General features: G+C 73.5%; 14 protein-coding genes and 1 other RNA gene. 2 read left to right on the top strand and 13 right to left on the bottom strand.

The genetic code is table 11. From position 1 onward, the window contains the following. Positions 1 to 7 precede the first annotated feature (7 nt). From ACH4ZA_RS17725 to ftsE, 9 genes are all read right to left on the bottom strand, one after another. Positions 8 to 1039, bottom strand: a complete 1032-nt coding sequence (locus tag ACH4ZA_RS17725; RefSeq protein ID WP_398430212.1) for a hypothetical protein — start codon at positions 1037 to 1039, stop codon at positions 8 to 10. 167 nt (positions 1040 to 1206) lie between these two features. Further along, positions 1207 to 2556 carry an acyltransferase family protein gene (locus ACH4ZA_RS17720; RefSeq protein WP_398430211.1) on the bottom strand — a complete coding sequence of 450 codons (1350 nt, stop codon included), beginning with the start codon at positions 2554 to 2556 and terminating at the stop codon, positions 1207 to 1209. Beyond that, positions 2553 to 4691 carry a bifunctional polysaccharide deacetylase/glycosyltransferase family 2 protein gene (locus tag ACH4ZA_RS17715; RefSeq protein ID WP_398430210.1) on the bottom strand — a complete coding sequence of 713 codons (2139 nt, stop codon included), beginning with the start codon at positions 4689 to 4691 and terminating at the stop codon, positions 2553 to 2555. Before ACH4ZA_RS17715 ends, ACH4ZA_RS17720 begins: the two co-directional genes overlap by 4 nt. Positions 4692 to 5548: 857 nt before the next feature. Beyond that, positions 5549 to 6370, bottom strand: a complete 822-nt coding sequence (locus tag ACH4ZA_RS17710; RefSeq protein ID WP_398430209.1) for a hypothetical protein — start codon at positions 6368 to 6370, stop codon at positions 5549 to 5551. A 768-nt stretch (positions 6371 to 7138) separates the two neighbouring features. Further along, positions 7139 to 7525, bottom strand: a transfer-messenger RNA (tmRNA) gene (ssrA, locus tag ACH4ZA_RS17705). Positions 7526 to 7644: 119 nt separating this feature from the next. Next, complete coding sequence (smpB, locus tag ACH4ZA_RS17700; protein ID WP_398430208.1) at positions 7645 to 8193, bottom strand: SsrA-binding protein SmpB; 549 nt, start codon at positions 8191 to 8193, stop codon at positions 7645 to 7647. Between the two features lie 73 nt (positions 8194 to 8266). Beyond that, positions 8267 to 9445, bottom strand: coding sequence for a S41 family peptidase (locus ACH4ZA_RS17695; protein WP_319280722.1), 1179 nt, complete (start codon positions 9443 to 9445; stop codon positions 8267 to 8269). A 67-nt stretch (positions 9446 to 9512) separates the two neighbouring features. Continuing rightward, entirely contained in the window at positions 9513 to 10430 is a 918-nt protein-coding gene (gene ftsX / locus ACH4ZA_RS17690) for a permease-like cell division protein FtsX (RefSeq protein WP_057574413.1), read from the bottom strand. A 60-nt stretch (positions 10431 to 10490) separates the two neighbouring features. Next, complete coding sequence (ftsE, locus tag ACH4ZA_RS17685) at positions 10491 to 11180, bottom strand: cell division ATP-binding protein FtsE (RefSeq protein WP_057574412.1); 690 nt, start codon at positions 11178 to 11180, stop codon at positions 10491 to 10493. Between the two features lie 237 nt (positions 11181 to 11417). Between ftsE and ACH4ZA_RS17680 the strand changes: the two genes are divergently transcribed. After that, positions 11418 to 11612, top strand: a complete 195-nt coding sequence (locus tag ACH4ZA_RS17680) for a hypothetical protein (RefSeq protein WP_107443696.1) — start codon at positions 11418 to 11420, stop codon at positions 11610 to 11612. A gap of 98 nt (positions 11613 to 11710) precedes the next feature. Here the strand turns inward: ACH4ZA_RS17680 and ACH4ZA_RS17675 are convergent, their stop codons facing one another. The 4 genes from ACH4ZA_RS17675 to ACH4ZA_RS17660 form a co-directional block, all read right to left on the bottom strand. Continuing rightward, entirely contained in the window at positions 11711 to 12586 is an 876-nt protein-coding gene (locus ACH4ZA_RS17675; RefSeq protein WP_398430205.1) for a hypothetical protein, read from the bottom strand. 271 nt (positions 12587 to 12857) lie between these two features. Further along, complete coding sequence (prfB, locus tag ACH4ZA_RS17670; RefSeq protein WP_319280727.1) at positions 12858 to 13961, bottom strand: peptide chain release factor 2; 1104 nt, start codon at positions 13959 to 13961, stop codon at positions 12858 to 12860. 114 nt (positions 13962 to 14075) lie between these two features. Continuing rightward, a complete protein-coding gene (locus ACH4ZA_RS17665) occupies positions 14076 to 15323 on the bottom strand; it encodes a serine/threonine-protein kinase (protein WP_398430203.1) in 1248 nt (415 codons plus the stop codon). 144 nt (positions 15324 to 15467) lie between these two features. Continuing rightward, positions 15468 to 17159 (bottom strand): serine/threonine-protein kinase, encoded by a 1692-nt coding sequence (locus ACH4ZA_RS17660; RefSeq protein ID WP_319280732.1) that lies wholly within the window; start codon positions 17157 to 17159, stop codon positions 15468 to 15470. A 384-nt stretch (positions 17160 to 17543) separates the two neighbouring features. On the opposite strand from ACH4ZA_RS17660, the gene ACH4ZA_RS17655 reads away from it, so the two are divergent. Then, positions 17544 to 21257: an FHA domain-containing protein gene (locus ACH4ZA_RS17655; protein ID WP_398430466.1), complete on the top strand. Its 3714-nt coding sequence runs from the start codon at positions 17544 to 17546 to the stop codon at positions 21255 to 21257. Positions 21258 to 21287 lie beyond the last annotated feature (30 nt).

Here is a 21287-nt window from a genome sequence, read left to right as displayed (position 1 = left end):
AACGAGCTCAGTCCTGGGGCGGCCGGCCGTAGGGGGCGGGCGGCTGGGGCTGGGGCTGCGGCTGCGGATAGGGCGGGGCCTGCGGGGCCTGGGAAGAGTACGGGTACTGCTGGGGCCCGGGGTACGGCTGGGGGCCCGGGTACGGCTGGGGGGCGGGCTGGTGCTGGGGGTGCGGCGGGTGCTGGGCGGAAGGACCGGGCTGGGGCTGGGCGTACGGCCCCGGCTGCTGGTGGGGGTACTGGTACGGCTGCGGCTGCTGGTACGGCGTGGGCTCCTGGTACGGCGTGGGCTCCTGGTACGGCGCCGGCTGGTACGCCTGCTGCGGGTAGCCGTAGCCGGGGGCGGCCGCCGGAGCGGTGCCGTACGGACCGTACGGGGGCTGGGCCGGGGCGTGGGCGGGCGCCTGGGCCGGGAGCCCGCCGCCGTACGCGTTCCCGCCGGGACCGGCCGCCGCTCCCGCCCCCGTTCCCGGGGGCAGGTACCGCAGGCGGCCCGTCGCGTCGGTCACCGGGGCGAAGCCGGCGGCCTTCAGCCGGGCGCCGGACGCGGCGTTGCGGCGCCGGTTGACGGCGAAGCCGGCGCCGCAGACGGCCATGAGGACGACCCAGACGGCGGAGGCGACGCCGAAGTCGGCGCCCGTGGCCCCGAGCCGTATCCCGAGGACCGCGCACCCCGCGGTGGCGCCCAGCGCGCCGTACCCCATCCGCTTCTCGGCCTGCCTGCCGGTGAGGTCGAAGGTGATGCGGGTCCTGAGGAGTTCGAAGGCGTCCGGGACCAGCGGCGGCAGGGAGAACCCGTCGTGCGCGTTCGGGTACTGCGCCCAGTTCTGCGCGGCACGCGCGCGTGCCTGCGGGCTGGGATCGGGGACGATCAGCAGTTTCAGCGCGTTGCCCTGGGAGCCACCGTGCCCGGCGTCCGCGTACTCGTATCCGAACTGCTGGGCCACGAAGGCGAGCCGGGCCAGCTTCTTCACCGAGGCCAGCGGGCTGGTGACCTCGACGGGCCCGCCGCCCGCCATCGACTTCAGCATGCTTCGCATCTGCCGCTTGCTCACCGGCACTCACTCCCCCACCAGCCGAACGGCTGTTCACTCACGCAACGCGGGCAGTCTTCCACACGCCCGCGGCCCCGGTGATCGGCAGCGGCCCGCTCGACCTGCCCCTCACCCCCGCCCGGCGAGCGGGCAGGGGCGGAACACGCTCCCGGTCACGCGCGGTGCGCGCCGACGCGTCCGTCCGGCCACAGACGGGGCCTGCGGCGGGCCGCCAGGTCCTCGACCCAGCCGAAGCAGACGACGCAGACCGCCGTGAGAAGCCAGACGAACGGCAGTTGGGGCCACGGGCTCACCAGGATCCAGTGGGCGTCGTCCTCCAGCCACGGGACGGCCCACAGCCGGTCCCACAGCGCCTCGACGACGCCGATGCACACGTTGTGCCAGAGATAGATCGTCACCGCACGGGAGTTGAGCAGCGTGATCACCCGGTCCCAGCGGCGCAGCCGGGCCGGCCACTCGGTCCAGGACGGACTGAGGTGCAGAAGCAGCAGCACCGCGGCGAAGGACCACAGGGACTGCGCGAACGGCATGTCGTCGAGGTCGTGCCCCTCCCTGAGGTGGTGGCCCAGGGCGTACCAGAGACCGGTCGCCGCCACCGCCGGGGCCAGGGACGGCACCACATAGCGGGGCAGTCGGCGCAGCAGTCCCTCCTGGTGCGCCATGCCCAGCAGCCAGCACGCGCCGAACGTGCCGAGATCCGTGAGGGCGGCCTGCAGCCGCCAGCCGGGCAGCGAGAGGGCGCCGAACTCCAGCGCGGCGGACAGCGCGAGCGGCGCGAGAACCGTCGGCCAGGGCAGCCGGCGCAGGGCGCGCAGCAGGAGCGGGGAGAGCAGGACGAACCACAGGTAGGCGCGGAGGTACCACAGGGGCACACCCATGTCGGTGGCCCAGTCGTCGCCGACCAGGCCGTGCACGCCCGGCAGGGAATCGCCGTACGGCGGGTCGCTCAGCGGGAGGATCCAGTACGCGAGGTGGAGCCACCACCAGCCGGGGTGCCCTTCCTCGTCCGGGCCCCACCCCGCGGCCAGCATGCCGCTCACCCCGACGGCGCCCAGCAGCCACAGCGGCGGCAGCAGCCTGCGCATGCGCCCGCGTACGACCTCCAGCGCGGGGCGCCGGGTGAGCGAGCGGGCCATCAGGTTGCCGGCGAGCGCGAACATCACGCCCATCGAGGGGAACACGACGGGGAGCCAGGCCCAGCCCATCAGGTGGTACAGGACGACACGGAACAGGGCGATCGCCCGGAGGAGGTCGAAGTAGCGGTCGCGTCCGCCGCTCTTCCTCCTCGCCTCCGAACCCGCGGTCGCGCCCGGCTGCGCTGGCAGCCCGGTCGCCTCGGCGGGCCCGGTCGACTCGGCGGGCCCGGTCGACTCGGTCAGTCGGGGCAGCCGCGCGGTGCTGTCCACCGGACGACCGTGCGCCGGCCTGCCGTCCCCCGGCCTGCCGTCCGCCGGACGGCTGCTCGGCCGGCCGCTCGACTCCGTCCTCGGCTCGGTGCTCATCCGACCGCACCCCCGTCCAGGCTCGGGGCCGGCGTCGCCGCGCCCGGCGGGGCGGCCACCTGTCCCTTGCGGCGCAGCTTCTGCCAGCGCAGCCGGCCGCCGGTGAGCGCGGTGATCCAGGACTGGAGGAGCACGATGTACATCAGCTGCCGGTACAGGAGTTGCTGGAGCGGGAGGGAGATCAGCGGAGTGAGCCGCTCGCGGTCGAGGACGAACGCGTAGGCCGCACAGCCCGCCTGGACGGCGAGCACGCCGAACCAGGCCGCGATCGTCTGACCGGTCGGGCCGAAGAGCAGGCCGTAGACGAGGAACAGGTCGATGAGGGGCGCGAGGAGCGGGGCGACGACCATGAAGAGGGAGACGAGCGGGAGGCCCACCCGCCCGAAGCGGCCCGAGGGTCCGCGTTCGACGAGCGCGCGGCGGTGCTTCCAGATCGCCTGCATCGTGCCGTAGCACCAGCGGTAGCGCTGCGACCACAGCTGCTGGACGGACTCCGGGGCCTCGGTCCAGGCGCGTGCCTTCTCCGCGTACACGACGTGCCAGCCGTCCCGGTGGATGGCCATGGTGATGTCGGTGTCCTCGGCGAGGGTGTCGTCGCTCATGCCGCCGACGCGGTCGAGCGCGCTGCGGCGGAACGCCCCGACGGCTCCCGGGATGGTGGGCATGCAGCGCAGGACGTCGTACATGCGGCGGTCGAGGTTGAAGCCCATCACGTACTCGATGTGCTGCCAGGCGCCGATGAGGGTGTCCTTGTTGCCGACCTTGGCGTTGCCGGCGACCGCGCCGACCTTCGGGTCGGCGAACGGCTGGACGAGCTCGCGGACCGTGGACGGCTCGAAGACCGTGTCGCCGTCCATCATGACGATGAGGTCGTGCCGGGCGTTGGCGATGCCCCGGTTGAGGGCGGCCGGTTTGCCCGCGTTGCGCTGGCGCACGACGCGGACACCGGGCAGGCGCAGGTCCTCGACGATGCGGGCGGTGCCGTCGCTGGAGCCGTCGTCGACCACCAGGATCTCGATCGGGTGCTCGCTCTTCATCAGCGAACGCACCGTGTTCTCGATGCACTTGGCCTCGTTGTAGGCAGGGACGAGCACCGAGGCCGGTTCGGTGACGGGCGCGTCGGGGCCCCAGACGAAACCCCGGCGGCGGGTACGGCGGGTGTGGATCGCCGAGAGCAGCAGCATCAGGCCGAAGCGGGCGAAGACGAGGACGCCGATGACGGCGAGACCGACGACCAGCACGGCGGTGATGTCGTCGGAGGCTCCGACCAGGAAGACCCAGGCCTTGCCCTTCCACAGGTCGGTCCCGGTGACCGGGGTGTGCGCGCTCGGCGCCTGCAGGGCTTCGGTGAGGTTCTCGAAGGCGTAACCCTTCCGCATGAGTTCGGGGAGGTAGACGTCGAGGGCCTGGACGGTCTGCCGGCGGTCGCCGCCGGAGTCGTGCATGAGCACGATGGCGCCCTTGCCGTTCTCGGGCGTGGCGTTGCGGACGATCTGCCGTACGCCCGGCCGTTGCCAGTCCTCGCTGTCGGCGGTGGTGAAGACGGTGAGGTAGCCGCGCGTTCCGACATAGCGGGTGACCGGCCAGGACGCGTCGTCGAGGGCGTCCGCACTGGAGGAGTACGGCGGCCGGAAGAGGGACGTCCGGATGCCGGCGGCTCCCGCCAGGGCCAGCTGGTTCTGGGTGAGCTCCCAGTCGATGCGCTTCTTCGACTGGTAGGAGAGGTCGGGGTGGTTGAAGGTGTGCAGGCCGATCTCGTGGCCCTCGTCCACCATCCGCCGGACCAGGTCGGGGTACCGGGAGGCCATGGTGCCGGTGATGAAGAAGACGGCGTGCACGCGGTGCTTCTTCAGGACGTCGAGGACCTTGGGGGTCCAGGTGGGGTCGGGCCCGTCGTCGAAGGTGAGCACGATCCGGTGGTCGGGCACCTGCAGGCTGGTCTCCTGCCCGCCGCGGGTGTCGACGACCGGACCGCCGTCGAGGATCTTCTCGGGCACCGTGCCGGCGGCGGCGTCGGGGCGGATGCGGTGGTCGGCGAGGATCTCGCTGTGCACATAGCCGCGCAGCATCAGCATCGCCATCAGCGCGACGAGCACGAGCAGCGGCAGCAAGCGGCGCAGCCTGAGAGGAGGCATCAGACGGCGGCGTCCGGGCGGGGCTGCGCCGTGTGCGGGGCTGCCCGCGGCCCGGCCGCGTCGTGCGCCGGACCGCCGGACGGCCTTTCGTCCACTGCCCGGCTCGCCTTCGGGCGGGGCGGCGGTGGAGGCGGTCTGGCCGCCGGAGGCGTGCGCGGAATGCCGGACGGCGGACCGTCGGGCCGAACGCCGGCTGGTATGGGGTGCCATGAGAGCTGGTTCTCCGGGGACGAGAGTCGGACGGGGATTTGCCGCCGCCCCGTCGGGTCGGCGGCAGGGGACCGGGTCGGCCGGACGGCGGGGTCGGCCGACCGGGCTCCGGGCGCGCGGCGGGAACCGGGACGGGCTCCGGCCGTACGGCAGGAAGCGGACGGGCTCCGAGCGGACGGCGCGGAGCGGGACGGGTTGCGGACGCCGCCCGGAGGGCCGGCAACGGTCGGCAACGGTCGGCAACGGTCGGCGGGAGCGGGACGGATTGCGGGGGCCCGACGGATGCGGGTCCGGGACAGCGGGGCGACCGGCGGATGCGGGAGCGGGACGGATTGCCGACGGCGGGCGGACGGCGGGGAGCGTGCCGGGTCAGGGACCCCGCCAGTGCCCCGGGCAGCGCGCCGGTCGCAGGCACGCGGCCGGCGGGTGACGACGGGCGGCCGACGGGAACCGGGCCGGGCGAAACCGTGGCGGCCGAGCCGGAATCGAGCACGTCAGGCCGGCGCGGCGCGCAGCCGCCCACGGCCGAGCCGCTGCTCCCGCCCTGCCGCGGGTCCCCGTTCCTGCCCCGTCCCCCGCGCCCCGCGGGATTCCCCCCGTCCCTTCCCGTCCGCACGCCGTCGGCCGGCCGTGCTCACGGGGCTTCCTCAGGCCGCCGGGGTCGATGCGGCCGGGGCCGGTTCCGCGGGGCCGCCCGCGACGGTGGTCGAGGCTCCGCCGGCCGGGGACGGGGACGAGACCGGTGAGGGGGACTCCGCGGGCGGGGAGGCCGGCGGCGGTGGCGTGGACGCCGGCGGCGCGACCACCGGGCCGGTCGGACCCGAGGCCGGGGACCCCGAGGCCGTCGGGCCGTCGCTGGGCCGGACGGCTCCGCCGGCCGAGGGCCGGGCCGTCGCGGACGCCCCACCGGTCGGCGCGGCGCTGCCCGAGGCGCCCGGCGACCTGCTCGCCCCCGGCTTGCCCGGTGCGGCGGCGGCCCCGGAGGCCGTGGCCCCCGTCCCGCCGGGACGCGCGGAGCCCGGCGCTCCGGGGTGCGAGGAGGCGGAGTCGTCGGGCGCCGAGGAGCTGCCCACCTCGCCGGCCGCCGGCTTGTCGTCGGCCTGGCCCGGCACCGGTACCGGCAGCCAGGGCGCGCCGGCGTTGCCCGAGAGCAGCGCGACCACGATGATCACGGCGTACGCACCGCACGCGATGCCCACGAAGATGCCGATGCGGCGGAACGTCCGGCTGCGGCGACCGGACTCGTCGACGAAGACCGGGACGTCGCAGGCGGCGTCGGAGCCGTCCGGCCGACCCTGCTTCAGCGGGTCGAGCTGGACGGTCACCTCGCCTGGATCGGCGCCCTCCCCGTCCGGGCCGCCAGGCTTCTCGCCCCAGGGGTCCCGGAGATCGCTCGAAGGTCCGCCTCCGGGCGCCCCGTTCGCGTCCGCAGGGGCCGGCAGCAGGCCGTTGTCACGCGGTGCGTCCATCAGCGAGCGGTATCTTCCGCCGCCCGTCATCGGCGCCAGGGAGTGGCCCCCGAGCCCAGGAGCGCTCTGAGATCCTGCCGGTCCCGCCCCCGCGACCGGCACGCCCCTCGTCGGGAACACGGCCTCGGGCCACTCCGGTTGGGCTTCTTCTCGCCAATTCTTCACGTGCGCACTACCCCCACAGAACTGTTCCGGGAGCGCCTACGACTCCGAGCCCACGCCGACGGAACCAGGCCCCCACCCAGCCCTCGCGCCCCTTTTATCCCATTGCGCTCAGATCCACGAACCTAGCGCAGGCATGGGCCCGGCATTCGCGTTGTGTCATTTATGGACACAAGTCATGCCCATGCCTGTGGCTGGATTGCATCCCCGCCCGGGGCGCAGAAGGGGCGTTCCGGCACCCGGCGGCGGACGGGCGCTTCGCGGTCGGGCCGTGGACGCCGGAGAGGACCAGCCCATTCGTCATACCGGCGACGGACGGGAGACAGAAAGGCGGCCTCGACGGCCCGCACGGGGCGCCCCTCCAGGCATGGCCGGAAAATACACCCTGATGGATGTCGGATTGCCTGCTTTTCTGACCGCGCACCGACATCTACCGATCGTCCGTGCATGCTCATGCGGAAGGTGACCGAGGCGCAGGCGCAGAGCCGGCCGCACACGCACAGGGGGCGATACGCCGCGCCGGGTACGCAGGACCGCTCGCGCGCGGAGCCGCACGCAAAAAGACCCCGCTCCCTGAGGGAGCGGGGTCTTCATGTCACATGGGATGAGTGGAGATGGCGGGAATCGAACCCGCGTCCAACGGTGCAGAATCAGGGCTTCTCCGTGTGCAGTTCGCTGTGATTTTCTCGGCCCCGGCGATCACGCGAACAAGTCGCCGACGGGCCCAGTCACTGTTTGATTTCCCATCTCACCCCGTGACCGGGCCAGATGGTTTAGTTCCCTAGATTATGCCAGGATCCGGGCCGGGAACACTCCCGGGCTGACACCCTTTAGGGTCCTACCTCACTGCTTATTAGGCAGCGAGAGCGTAGGACTGGGAATCGCTCTTGGTATTGGCGATTATTTTTTGCGACATATGGTTTACGAGATCATTGCCGCTTCCTCGACACGCTTCCCCTGTTTCAACAGTCGCTGTCGAAACCGATCATCCCCATGTTGATTTTTCAAATCCCTCCGAGGAGGGCCCGTGCCCACCGTGGGGCACAGGTGCCATCGTACGTGACCAACGCACGACGATGCCACCGTATTCCCGGCGAGGCCGTCCGCGTCGGCTACGCGTGCCGCTGCCTGCGCTTGGCCGCCGAGATCGCTCGGTCCGTCTCCCGGCGGTCCTGCTTCTCGCGCAGGGTCTGCCGCTTGTCGTACTCCTTCTTGCCTCGCGCCAGCGCGATCTCGGCCTTGGCCCGGCCGTCCTTGAAGTACAGGGCGAGCGGCACGATCGTGTGCCCGGTCTCCTCCGACTTCACCGCCAGCTTGTCGATCTCCTCGCGGTGCAGCAGCAGCTTGCGCTTGCGGCGCGCGGAGTGGTTGGTCCAGCTGCCCTGGCTGTACTCGGGGATGTGCGCGGCGTGCAGCCACGCCTCGTCGCCCTCGATCTGCACGAAGCCGTCGGTCAGCGAGGCGCGCCCCTGGCGCAGCGACTTCACCTCGGTGCCGGTGAGCACCAGGCCGGCCTCGTACACGTCGATGATCGCGTAGTCGTGCCGGGCCTTCTTGTTCTGCGCGACGATCTTGCGCTTGCCGTCCTTGGCCTTGGCCGGGGCGGCCGCCCCGCCCTGCTTCGGCTGGGACTCCTTCGGTACGTACATTCCCTTGCTCATAGTCCCGCCATTTTCGCACCTGCACGGGGCCTAAGGGAAAGCCGATTACGGGTGGATCCGCGGCGGCGGTCGTTCAGGACGTGTCCCCGAGCCCGCTCAGCACGGTCTCGGCCCGTCCCAGCGCCCCGTCGTCCGCCTCCAGGTCGGGGGTGATGCCGCGGCCGTCGACGCCGTGGCCGGAGGGGGTGCGGTAGTGCCCGACGGTGAGCTCGGCGACGGAGCCGTCGGGCAGCCGGCGCGGCATCTGCACGGAGCCCTTGCCGAAGGTGCGCGATCCCACGACGATCGCCCGGCCGCGGTCCTGCAGGGCACCGGTGAGCAGTTCGGCCGCGCTCATCGTGCCGCCGTCGACGAGGACGACCAGGGGCTTGCGGGTGTCGCCGCCCGCCTCGGCGTGCAGGGCGCGCTGGTCGCCGTCGACGTCGTAGGTGGCGACGAGGCCGCCGTCGAGGAAGGCGGAGGCGGTGGTGACGGCCTCGGTGACCAGGCCGCCGGAGTTGCCGCGCAGGTCCAGCACGATCCTGCCGTCGGCCGGCGCACGGCGCACGGCACCGCGCACGGCGCTGCCGACGCCCTTGGTGAAGGCGGCGACGGTGACGACGGTGACCCGGTCGGCGACTTCCCGGACGGTGACGGAGTCCGTGGACAGCAGCGCCCGGCGCACGGTCTCGGTCCACGCGCGCTTGCCGCGCTCCAGTCCGAGACGGACGGGGGTGCCGGCGGACGCGTCCTCGGCGTCACCGCGCAGTAACGCGACGACGTCGGTGACCGGGAGGCCGTCCACGGGCCGTCCGTCGACGGTGCGCAGCCGGTCGCCCGGGCGGACCCCGGCGGCGGCCGCCGGCGAGCCCGGCTGCACCTTGGTGACCTCGATCCGGCCGCCCCGCTCGCGCCGGGCCTCCAGACCCACGCCGGTGTACCGGCCGTCGAGGGATGCCTCGAACTCCTCGTACTCGCCCGGGGAGTAGACGGCCGCCCAGCGGTCCCCGCTGCGGCTGACGGCCCGCTCGGCGGCCTCCATGGGGGACTTGCCGTCGGCGGCGGCCTCCTCGGCGGCGCGGGCGACGGCCTCCGAGTGACCGGCCGGGGCTGTGGCGGGTGCGGCGCCCGAGGCGTTCCGCGGCCCGTCGCCCGGCACCCGCGGAAGCGACCCGGTCGCCGCACCGGCGACGAGAACGCTCGCGAACACCAATGTCAGCGTGGCCCCGCGGCCGAAACGGCGGGGCTGACAGAACAGGTCACGGCCTGACATGGCGGTGAGTCTAGGGGAACCCGAAGAACCGTACGGACGGTTGACCGTACGACCCTCGGGGCATGCGTCACACCTTCAGGTACTTGCGCAACGCGAAGAAAGCGGCAAGCGCGGGCATCAGCAGACTCGTGGCGAGGATGAGTGGAAGCTTCGTCAACACGGCGTCCCAGCCGATGAAGTTGATCAAGTTCAGCTTCTCGGACAGCGCCAGGCCGTTGTCGATGATGAAGTACCGGCCGATCACCAGGAATCCGCAGGCGACCGTGCCGCCGATGAGCCCGGCCACCGCGGCCTCCGCGATGAACGGCGCCTGGATGTAGAACCCCGACGCGCCCACGAGCCGCATGATCCCCGTCTCGCGCCGACGGCTGAACGCCGAGACGCGCACGGTGTTGACGATCAGCATCAGCGCGACCACGAGCATCAGCGCCATCACCGCCCGCGCCGCCCAGTTCATGCCGTTGAGCAGCCCGAAGAGGTTGTCCAGGATGCCCTTCTGGTCCTGCACCGACTGCACGCCGTCCCGCCCGTCGAAGGCGGTCGCGATGACCTGGTACTTCTCCGGGTCCTTCAGCTTGATCCGGTACGACTCCTGCATCTGGTCCGGGGTGAGGGAGCTGGCCAGCGGCGAGTCGCCGAACTGCTCCTTGTAGTGCTTGTACGCGTCGTCCTGCGACTCGTACGTCACCTTCTCGACGACGCCCATCTTGTCGAGGTCGGCCTTGATCTGCTTCTTCTGGTCCGCGGTGACCGCGCCCTTGGCGCAGTTGGCGTCCGACTCGGCGTCGCTCTTGTTGCAGAGGAAGACCGAGACGTTGACCTTGTCGTACCAGTAGCCCTTCATCGTGCTGACCTGGTCGCTCATCAGGAGGGACCCACCGAAGAGCGCCAGGGACAGGGCTACGGAGACGACGACGGCGAAGGTCATCGTCAGGTTGCGGCGGAGACCTACGCCGATCTCCGACAGTACGAACTGGGCGCGCATGGCGTGTTGTTCAGGCCTTTCCGGGGGCGTCCGCGAGGGCGGGGGCGATGGCGGGGGCGGTCAGTGCTGGTAGCCGTAGACGCCGCGCGCCTGGTCGCGGACGAGGCGGCCCTGCTCCAGCTCGATGACGCGCTTGCGCATCTGGTCCACGATGTTCTGGTCGTGCGTGGCCATCAGCACGGTCGTGCCCGTCCGGTTGATCCGGTCGAGCAGTTTCATGATGCCCACGGAGGTCTGCGGGTCGAGGTTTCCGGTCGGCTCGTCCGCGATCAGCAGCTTGGGCCGGTTCACGAACGCGCGCGCGATGGCCACGCGCTGCTGCTCACCGCCGGACAGCTCACCCGGCATCCGGTCCTCCTTGCCGCCGAGCCCGACGAGGTCGAGCACCTGCGGCACGGACTTGCGGATCTCACCCTTCGACTTGCCGATGACCTCCTGCGCGAAGGCCACGTTCTCCGCCACCGTCTTGTTCGGCAGCAGCCGGAAGTCCTGGAACACCGTCCCCAGCTGGCGGCGCATCTGCGGCACCTTCCAGTTGGACAGACGCGCGAGGTCCTTGCCCAGGACGTGCACCTGCCCCTGGCTGGTCCGCTCCTCGCGGAGCACCAGCCGCAGGAAGGTGGACTTGCCGGAACCGGAGGATCCCACGAGGAACACGAACTCGCCCTTCTCCACCTCGAGGGAGACATCCCTCAGTGCGGGGCGGGTCTGCTTGGGGTAGACCTTGGAGACGTTGTCGAATCGGATCACGGATGCACCACGGGTCGCCGGGGGTAGATGAGCGTGACCATACGCGAACCAGGGAGGGCGGCGCAGGCGTCGGGAGGGGTTGGGTGGGGCTTGTGCGTTTTTGTACGGGACTCTGTACGCCCAGCGCTCTTCGAGTGAGCCGCGCGGTCACCGGAGGAACCTGGCACAGTGGAAGGGGAACGTTCGCGCCCTCGGAGGCGTTGTGTCCATGGAACCGGTGCAAGGAGGGCGAGGCGCATGACGTACGACCGGCTGGTGTGCGCTAACTGCGCGGCCCCCGTGAGCGAGGGCCGGTGCCCCGTGTGCCGCGCGAACCGCGAGCGGCTGCAGCAGCAGGAGAACTTCTTCGCGGGGCTGAACCCGATGGCGCTGATCGCGCTGCTGGCGGTGCTGGTGGCGGCGGTGGCGCTCCTCGCCCACCAGACCGCGTAGCCCGCCTGCCACACCGCATACGCGCATGACAAGGGGCCCGGAGCTGATCGCTCCGGGCCCCTTGCTCTCACGTCACGTGCGCGTACGGCTGCTCACCGTCAGGCAGCGGCTCCGCCGCGGCCGGCCACGAGGCGCGGCAGCACCCGGAAGCCGATACCGCCGGCGATCATCGTGGCGGCGCCGAGGATGAGGAACGTGGTCTCGCCGGCACCGGTCTCGGCCAGCTCCTTGCCGCCGCCCTGGGCGGCCGCGTCGGAGGTGGTGTCCGAGGTGTCGGTCAGCGCGGAGCTGCCCTCCTCCTGAGTGGAGGTGCCATCGGTGTCCGGACCACCGGTGGTGGAACCGGTCGAGCCGGTGGTGCCGGTCGAACCCGTGGTGCCGGTGGTGCCGGTCGAACCCGTGGTGCCGGTGGTGCCGGTCGAACCCGTGGTGCCGGTGGTGCCGGTGGACCCCGTCGTACCGGTGGACCCCGTGGTACCGGTCGTGCCCGTGGTGCCGGTCGTACCCGTCGTGCCCGTGGTACCGGTCGTGCCCGTCGTACCGGTGGTGCCCGTCGTGCCGGTCGTACCGGTGGTGCCGGTGGTGCCGGTGGTGCCGGTGGTGCCCGTCGTACCGGTCGTGCCCGTGGTACCGGTCGTGCCCGTGGTACCGGTCGTGCCCGTCGTACCGGTGGTGCCGGTCGTGCCCGTCGTACCTGTCGTGCCCGTCGTACCGGTGGTACCCGTCGTACCGGTCGTGCCCGTGGTACCGGTCGTGCCCGTGGTGGCCGGGTCGCAGTCGGGAGTGGTGACGATGTCGCACGGGTCGCCACCCGGGTTCGGGTCGTCGGGGCCGCCCACGGTCGCGACGAGACCGCTGAGGCCGCCGTCGTTGCCGGTGGCCGAGGCGACGCCGGCCACCGTCAGCGAGGCGCCGGCGGCGATCACGGCGCCGGCGGCTATGCGCGCGACCCGGATACGCGTCTTCTTGGTCATAAGGTTGCTACCCCCAGTAGCTGAATCGTCGATGAGGCCGCGCCGGAGGCTGTGATCGACGGGGGTAGCTGAGATCTAGCTGAATCCCCCCGGTTCACATGCGCCCCGGAGATACGCATGCCACACTGCACCCTCCCCATTTTTCAAAGCAGCGTCAAGGCCGTTGCGTACGCAATGTCCAACTCAGGGGGCTTTGCGTGATGTTGGTGCTGTGAATGTGACGTAAAAAGCAACCGCCCCTGAATCAGGGGCGGTTGCTGTGTCGACAAACCTACTTCTCCTGCTGCTTGCGCCAGCGAATTCCGGCTTCCAGGAACCCGTCGATCTCACCGTTGAAAACGGCCTCGGGGTTGCCGACCTCGTACTCGGTGCGCAGGTCCTTGACCATCTGGTACGGGTGCAGGACGTACGAACGCATCTGGTTGCCCCAGGAGCTGCCGCCGTCCTTGAGGGCGTCCATCTTGGCCCGCTCCTCCTGGCGCTGACGCTCCAGCAGCTTCGCCTGGAGGACGTTCATGGCGGTCGCCTTGTTCTGGATCTGCGACCGCTCGTTCTGACAGGAGACGACGATGCCGGTGGGGAGGTGGGTCAGACGCACCGCGGAGTCGGTGGTGTTGACGCCCTGGCCGCCCGGACCGGACGAGCGGTACACGTCCACGCGCAGCTCGGACTCGTCGATCTCGATGTGGTCGGTCTGCTCGACCACGGGGAGGATCTCGACGCCCGCGAAGGAGGTCTGTCGGCGGCCCTGGTTGTCGAACGGCGAGATGCGCACGAGGCGGTGCGTGCCCTGCTCCACGGAGAGCGTGCCGTAGGCGTACGGCACCTGCACGGCGAAGGTGGTCGACTTGATGCCGGCCTCTTCGGCGTAGGACGTCTCGTAGACCTCGGTCTTGTAGCCCTTCTGCTCCGCCCACCGCAGGTACATGCGCTGCAGCTTCTCGGCGAAGTCGGCCGCGTCGACGCCGCCGGCCTCGGCGCGGATGTTGACGAGCGCCTCACGGGCGTCGTACTCCCCGCTGAGGAGCGTGCGCACCTCCATCTCGTCGAGCGCCTTCCTGACGGAAGTGAGCTCGGACTCGGCCTCCGCGAGGGTGTCCGGGTCGTCCTCCTCCTCGGCCATCTCGAACAGCACGGCGAGATCGTCGATCCGGCCGCGCAGCGCGTCGGCCTTCCTGACCTCGGCCTGGAGGTGGGAGAGCTTGCTGGTGATCTTCTGCGCCTCGTCCGGGTTGTCCCACAGGGACGGCGCGGCCGCCTGCTCCTCGAGCACGGCGATGTCTGCCCTCAGCTTGTCGAGGTCCAGAACGGCCTCGATCGACTCCATGGTCGAGGAGAGGGACTTGAGCTCTTCGGATACATCGACGACTGCCACGCCTCCAGCCTAACGGACCCGGCATCCGGGCCCGCCCGGCCTTGACGTCCCGGCCCGTCCGGCGATCGAGGACGAGGCACCTTCGAGGCGAAGCGGGGGCCGGAGACCCCGGGGTCAGGGAGACGCCGGCGCCGAGTTCTTCGTGTCCTGCGGGGTGGCTCCCGCGTCGTCGCCCGAGGTGACCGCCCACGTGCCGATTCCGGCGGCCGCGACCAGCGCCGCCGCCGCCACGCTCAGCGTGATGCGCCGGCGCCGGGCGGCGGAACGGTTCCGTGCCGATCCGGGACGCGGCGCCCCGGCGGCCCTCGGCACCCGCGCGGTGCCGTGCGCACCGCCCGCCAGCTCGTCCGGCGCGGGCACCCGCATCGACGTGTGGGTGTCCCGGTTGGAGTCGGGCTTCGCGCCCGGCACCAGCGGGACCGAGCCCCGGCGCTCCCGCCGCGCGGAGACGGGAGCGGCGGACGCGGCGGGCGTCACGTTGCCGGACTCGCCGCCCTCCGGCTCGGTGTCCGGCTCGTCCACGTCCAGCGGCGGCATCCCGGCCAGCGACGGCAGCTGCTCGCGCAGCCGGGCGGCCAGCTCGGACGCCCGCAGCCGGGACGCCGGCGCCTTCGCCAGGCACTGCACGATGAGCTGCCACAACTCGTCCGGGATGCCGGGGAGCGGGGCGACGGACTCCGTCACATGCCGGCGCAGCACCGCGCCCGGGTGACCGCCGCCGAACGGGGTGAAGCCCGCCAGCAGCTCGTAGAGCACCGTCGCCAGCGCGTAGATGTCGACGGAGGCGCGTGGCGGCAGGCCCTCGACGATCTCCGGCGCCAGATAGTCCGGCGTGCCGATGATCTTGGTGGCGCGGGTCCTTTTGGGGGTGTCGATCAGTTTCGCGACGCCGAAGTCGGTCAGCAGGGCGCGGTGCGAGCCCCCGGGGCCGAGCGGGCCCTGCATGTCGAGGAGCACGTTCTCCGGTTTGACGTCGCGGTGCACGACCCCGGCCGCGTGCGCGGCGGCCAGCCCTTCGGCGATGTCGGCCACGATCGCCACGGCGGCCTCCGGCGCGAGCCGTCGTTCACGTTCGAGGCGGGTGCGCAGGTCGGTGCCGCGGACCAGGTCCATGACGAGCGCCAGGTCGTTGCCGTCGACCACGAGATCGCGGACGGACACCACATGGGGGTGCTCCAGGCCGAGCAGCGCGGTGCGCTCCTGCACGAAGCGCCCCACGAGCTCCTCGTCGGAGGCGAGGTCCTCGCGCAGCAGCTTGACGGCGACGGGCCCCTCCGGTCCCTCGCCCAGCCACACCGTGCCGGCGCTGCCCCGTCCCAGGATCTGGTGGGCGGTGTACCGGCTGCCGATCTTCCGTGCCAAGGCTGCTCCTACAGACGCGTGTTGCCCATCAAAGTACGCGTCCTGGGAGCCAACCTTCACCGCGGAGACGGAAATCACCCGCTGGATGTCGACAAATCCACAGACTCACGGGGCTCGCGCCCGGAGCGGAGCCTGCGGGAGGGGTCAGCCGGTTCCGCTGCCGCCGGAGCTCGAGCCCAGATCGCTGATCCAGCCCGTGATGTCGTGGAACCAGCCGCTGATGAGCTTCCAGTAGCTCTGCCCCGTGCCGATCCAGTCCTGCAGCGGGGTCAGCTCCCAGACCAGCCAGCCGGCCACGAACAGGATGACGATCGTGAACAGGCAGCCCTTGAGGCAGCCCAGCCCGGGGATCTTCATCGGGTTGGCGCTGCGCTGCCGGGGCTCGCGCGGCTGCCGGGGCTCGGCCTGCGGCCGCTGGCGCGGCTGCTGCTGGGGCGTGGGCGCCGGCGCGTACCGCTGGGGCTGCGGCTGCTGGGCCGGCGCGTACTGCTGCTGCGGCGGCTGCGCCGGGTACCCGTAGCCGGCCTGCGGCTGGGGGCGCTGCTGCTGACGCTGCGGCGGCCGCTGCTGCTGGTAGGGCTGGGGCGGCTGCTGCGGCTGTCGGGACACCTGCCGCTGGGGGCGGCGGCGCAGCGGGTCCTCGCCCGGGTCGAGGTACTGCTGCACCTGGGTCTGCTCGTTGCGGTCGCGGGCGCCCTGCATCTGGGTCTGCCAGGGGTGCGGCTGCTCGGGCGGCTGCGCCGGCCCGCCGTACTGGTCCGGCGGCACCGGCGGCAGGACGGCCGTCGGGTCGGCCGCGCCGTGCGGACCGCCCGTGTGGGGCAGGACGGCGGTGGGGTCGGCGGCGCCGGCCGGTCCCCCCGTGTGCGGCAGGACGCTGGTGGCGGCGTTCGGGTCGTAGCCGCCGCCGGGTACGGCGGCGGGCGCCGGGTCGGGCGCGAGCACATGGCCGACGCCGTCCGCCGCGGCGATCTGCATCGAGTTGGCGTGCACCCCGATGCCCTCGGCGACGATCCGCAGCCCGCGCGCGAGGTTCTCGGCGCTCGGACGGTCGTCGGGGTTCTTGCGCAGGCAGCGCTCGATGACCGTCCAGAGCGGGTCGGGGACGGTGGAGGGCCGGCGCGGCTCGGCGTTCAGGTGCTGGTGCAGGACCTCGAGGGCGGAGCCGCCGGAGAATGGCGGACGGCCGGTGACCAGCTCGTACAGCAGGATGCCGGCGCCGTAGATGTCGACGGCGGAGGTCTGCGGGCGGCCCTCGGCGGACTCCGGGGCCACGTACGCGGGCGTGCCGACGAATTCGCTGGTCCGGGTCAGGCCCGGGGAGTCGGCGAGGCGCGCGATGCCGAAGTCCGTGAGCAGCGGGTGCATCTGCCCGCCGTTCTGCATCATCAGGACGTTGGCGGGCTTCAGGTCGCGGTGCACGACGCCGTCGGCGTGGCTGGCGGCGAGCGCGTCGGCGACCTGCGCGGTCAGCAGGGCTGCGGCGACGGGCGTGAAGGGGCCGTTCTCGCGCAGGTAGCGGTGCAGGTCGGGGCCGTCGACGAGGTCCATGACCAGCGCCAGCAGGTCGCCCTCGACCACCAGGTCGCGGACCCGGACGATGTTCGGGTGGGTCAGGCGCAGCAGCACGGACCGCTCCCGCAGGAAGCGCATCACGACGTCGGGGTCGTTCGCGAGCTCCTCCTTGAGGACCTTGATCGCGACGGTCTCCCCGGGCTGGCCGGCCACGGCCGCCTCGGCGCCCGCGGTCTCGCGCTGGCGGGCTCGCCAGACGGTGCCCGTGGCGCCGCGTCCGAGCGGCTCCTCGAGCAGGTACTTGCTGCCTACCGGCCGCACGTCATGCGCTCCCTGCTGCTTGCTTGCCAGTCCTGGCAGTCCCGCCGATCCGCCGGGCTTCCCGGTCCCGCTCGGCTGTCCTGCCGGTGTTCCGACCCACTGTAGTGCCGCGGTGCTGACACCGGGCTGTCGTCGCATTTCGAAGGAAAGACGTTTTGCCCGGTCGTCTTGGTTGCCCGAGCCGGACGTGACCGATCTCAACTGATCGTCGGCGGGCCACTTGTCCGGCACTTTTGCGGGCAGAGCCGACCAATCAAGATCACTTCTCCCCGGCTGGTGGGCACGTTGTCAGTGACAGGTGCGAGGATGCCTGCAGTACTGGCCGCTGTGCTCGTGTGGGGTGGGGGGAAGCCCGCGCCCGTGCAGAAGGGACCGCTGACGGCGATGCAGATCCGGCTGACCGTCGTAGACCCGCAGGGCCCGCCCGGCCCGCCTGCCGAGGTCCGGGCCCGGGCCGCGAGCTGCGACGTAATGGTCACCGCTCCCGCCGGCACGGCCCTGGCCGAGGTGGCGTCCGCGCTGGCCGCCGCCGTCTGCGGGGAGGGCTCCGCCTCGTCGCCGTCCGCCGCGGCGGTCGTGCTGTACGCGGGCGTGGAGCGGCTCGACGGCCGGCGGTGCACTCTCGGCGAGCCCCCGCTGATCGACGGCGCGGTGCTGTCCCTGGGCGCGCCGGCCGACCCCGAGCCGCACCCCGAGGTCGACGAGGCCCCGGCCCGCCTGCACGTGGTGGCCGGACCGGACGCGGGCGGAGTGCATCTGCTGCACGGCGGCCAGGTCCGGGTGGGCCGTTCGGCCGACGCCGACATCCCGCTGGACGACCCGGACGTCTCCCGGCTGCACTGCGCGGTGACGCTCTCGGCCGACGGGCGGGTCACGGTCGCCGACCTCGGCTCCACCAACGGCACCGCGCTGGACGGCACGCGCGTGCAGGCCCGCCCCGTGCGCCTCGCCCCCGGCGCCCTGCTGCGGGTCGGCGAGTCGGCCCTGCGGCTGGCCCCGCCCGGCGGCCCGGGCCCCCGGGTGGCGACGACACCGGACGGCGAGGGGCACGTACGGGTGCCCTGCGGGGACGGGGACACGGCGGCCGTACCCGCGGCGGGGTCTTCGGGCGGCGCTCCCTCCGCCGGGACGTCGGGCGCCGCTCCCGCGGGTCCGGCGGGTCCGGCGGGTCCGGCGGGTCCGGCGGGTCCGGCGGGTCCGGCGGGTCCGGCGAGCGTCACGGGATCGGTGGGGCCGACGCAGTCGGCGCAACCGGCGGGGCCGTCCGGTGAGACCGGCCACGCGTACGGCACCGCGGACTGGAGCGCCTCGGGGGACACCCGCGGCGAACGGCTGCGGGGCGCCCGGGACGTCCCCCGCACGTCCCCTGTCGTGCCGGGGCAGGGCGCGGCGCCGCACATCGAGAGCCGGTTCGCCGGCGACGGTTTGGCGCGCGCGGCGGACGCGGGTTCCGCCGCCACCCACGGCGGCCACGCGGGCCTCGGCGCGTTCACGGCCGCGCACGACGAGGGCGCCCGCGGACCGCACACCGCCCACCGCCCGGCCTCCGACGCCGCCGAAGGCACCGGCGCGGGCGCCGGCTCGCGGTACGACTCCGCCAAGGCCGGCGGCTCCTCCTCGTCCCCCTCCTTCGGTGACGCCTCCGGCGGGCCCGGGGACGTCGACCACGCCGGTCCCGGCCGCAAGGGCACGCCCCTGCGCGGTACCGACGTCCCGGCGGGCGTGCGCCGCCGCGGAGGCCTCTCCGCCTGGGCGCGGCGGCTGGCCGGAGGCCGCGGCGGCGGCCAGGACGAGGCCGCCGCCGGCGCGCCCGACGCAGAGACGGCAGCGGCCGAGGACCGGCCTTCGGCCGCCGTGCCCGCCGCGCCCGAGACCTGGCCGGACCCGGCGGCGCTGCTGCTGACGGCGCTGGGCCCCGGCCCCCGGCTGTGGGAGCGCGGTCCGAGGCACCCGGAGACGCTCACCGTGCGGCTCGGCACGGCCGACCGGCCGGCGCCCGACGGCTCGGGACTGCTGCCCGCGGTGCCGGTCACGGCGGACCTGCGCGAGGTCGGCGCGCTCGGCCTGGCCGGGCCGCGCCCGCGGCTGTCCGGGCTGGCGCGCGCGGTGCTGGCCCAGCTCGCCGCGCTGCACTCCCCCGACGCCCTGGAGATCGTCCTGATCAGCACGGACCGGGCGCGTTCCGAGGAGGAGCGCACCGCCGAGTGGTCCTGGCTGGGCTGGCTGCCCCATCTGCGCCCCGGGCACGGACAGGACTGCCGGCTGCTCCTCGCCTACGACCGCGAGCAGGCCGCGGCCCGCGCGGACGAGCTCCTGCGCCGCCTGGAGGACTGCCTCGCGGACCACGCGGGCGCAACCGACGGCGCGGGCCGGGCGGTCGGCGAGGGCGGGCCGGGCGGCGAGGGCGGGCCGGGCGCGCCACGTGCCTTCGTCCCCGGCCAGGCGTCCGCGCCCCGCAACGCGGTCCGCCGCCCCTCCTGGGCCGTCGCGGACGACCCTGCCTTCGGCGGCTCCCCCGGCCCGTACACGGTGGTCGTCGTGGACGGCGACCCCGGCGGCGCCGATCTGCGGCACGCGGTGGCGCGGCTCGCGGCGGCCGGTCCGCGCGCCGGGATACACGTCGTGTGCCTGGCGGAGACGCCCGCCGCCTCGCCCTCCTCACCGGTGACCGACACGTACGAGGCGGCCTGCGCGGCGGCGCCCACGTTCCGCGCGTGCGGGGCGGTCGCGCTGCTCAGCGGGGACGTGGCGACGGCGCTGCGACTGCTGCGGGTCGCGCCGGCCGGAGCCCCGACGGAACGGCCCGGCCCGGTGGGACCGGGCACGGTCGGCGCGGTGGACGCGGTCTCCGCCGCCTGGGCCGAACGCTTCGCGCGGGCGCTGGCGCCGTTGCGTCCCGACGGCGCGGGGGCGGGCGCGGGACACCCGCGGGTGTCCGCACCGCTGCCGCCGTCGGCCCGGTTGCTGGACGAGCTGGGCCTCGCCCGGGCGACGCCCGCCTCCCTGATGGCCCGATGGGCGGACGCGGCCGACGACACCGCCGCCCTGGGCGGACGGGTGCGGGCCGTGCTCGGCGCGGGCCCGCGCGGCCCGGTCGGGGTGGACCTCGTGACCGAGGGCCCGCACGTGCTGATCGAGGGGCCGGGCGGCAGCGGGCGCACGGAGCTGCTCCGCGCGTTCGTCGCCTCGCTGGCCGCCGCCGAGCGGCCCGAGCGACTCGGTGTGATCCTGCTGGACGGCCGCGACACCGTGGGCAAGGGCGGCGCCGGCGACGGCCTGCGGGTGTGCACGGACGTCCCGCACGTCAGCGCCCACCTCACCGCCAACGACCCGGTCCACATGCGGGAGTTCGCGCAGTCGCTGAGCGCCGAGCTGAAGCGTCGGGCCGAGCTGCTGGACCGCTCCGACTTCGCGCAGTGGCACATGCACCGCGCGGTCTCCGACCGTGTCGTCCCGCAGCGCACACCGGGAGCGCCCCCGGCGGCAGGGGCGGGCGCGGGCGCCGCCGACCTGGACAGCCCGTCCAGCGCGACGCTCCGGCTGCGGCCCGGGGCGGCGGCGCGGCAGCGGGCCGAGACGCCGCCCCCGCTGCCCCGCCTGGTGGTCGTCGTCGACGACCTCGACGCGCTCGTCTCCCCCGCCCTGGGTTCCCCGGGCCGGCCCGCCGCCGGCTCGGTGATGCGGGCGCTGGAGGCGGTGGCACGCGAGGGCGAGCGGCTCGGCGTCCATCTGGTGGCCGCGACCGGGCCCGGCGGCCGTACCGCGGAGTCCGAGCCGGCCCGCCGCGCCACCGTGCGCATCACCCTGGACGCGCCGGGTGCCGGACCGGACGAACCGGCGCCGGGCCGTGGCCGCCTCCATGGCGCGGACGGCCGTCCGACGCCCTTCCAGGGCGGCCGCGTCACGGGCCGCATCCCCCGCACGGCGACCCAGCGCCCCACCGTGGTCCCCGTGGACTGGCGCCGCATGGGCGATCCGCCCACCCGCAGACCCGTGCGGGAACTGGGCAACGGCCCCACCGACCTGGCCCTCCTGGCCAGCGCCCTGGAGAGGGCGGCCGGCCGGCACACCGCCCGGTCCAGCCCGTCGGGGGTGTGAGGCCCGGCCGGCGGCGCGGCGGCCCGCGGA

It is taken from the genome of Streptomyces sp. NPDC020597 (assembly GCF_044335095.1).
Taxonomy (GTDB): Bacteria; Actinomycetota; Actinomycetes; order Streptomycetales; family Streptomycetaceae; genus Streptomyces.
This window is presented reverse-complemented; position numbering and strand designations above follow the sequence as displayed.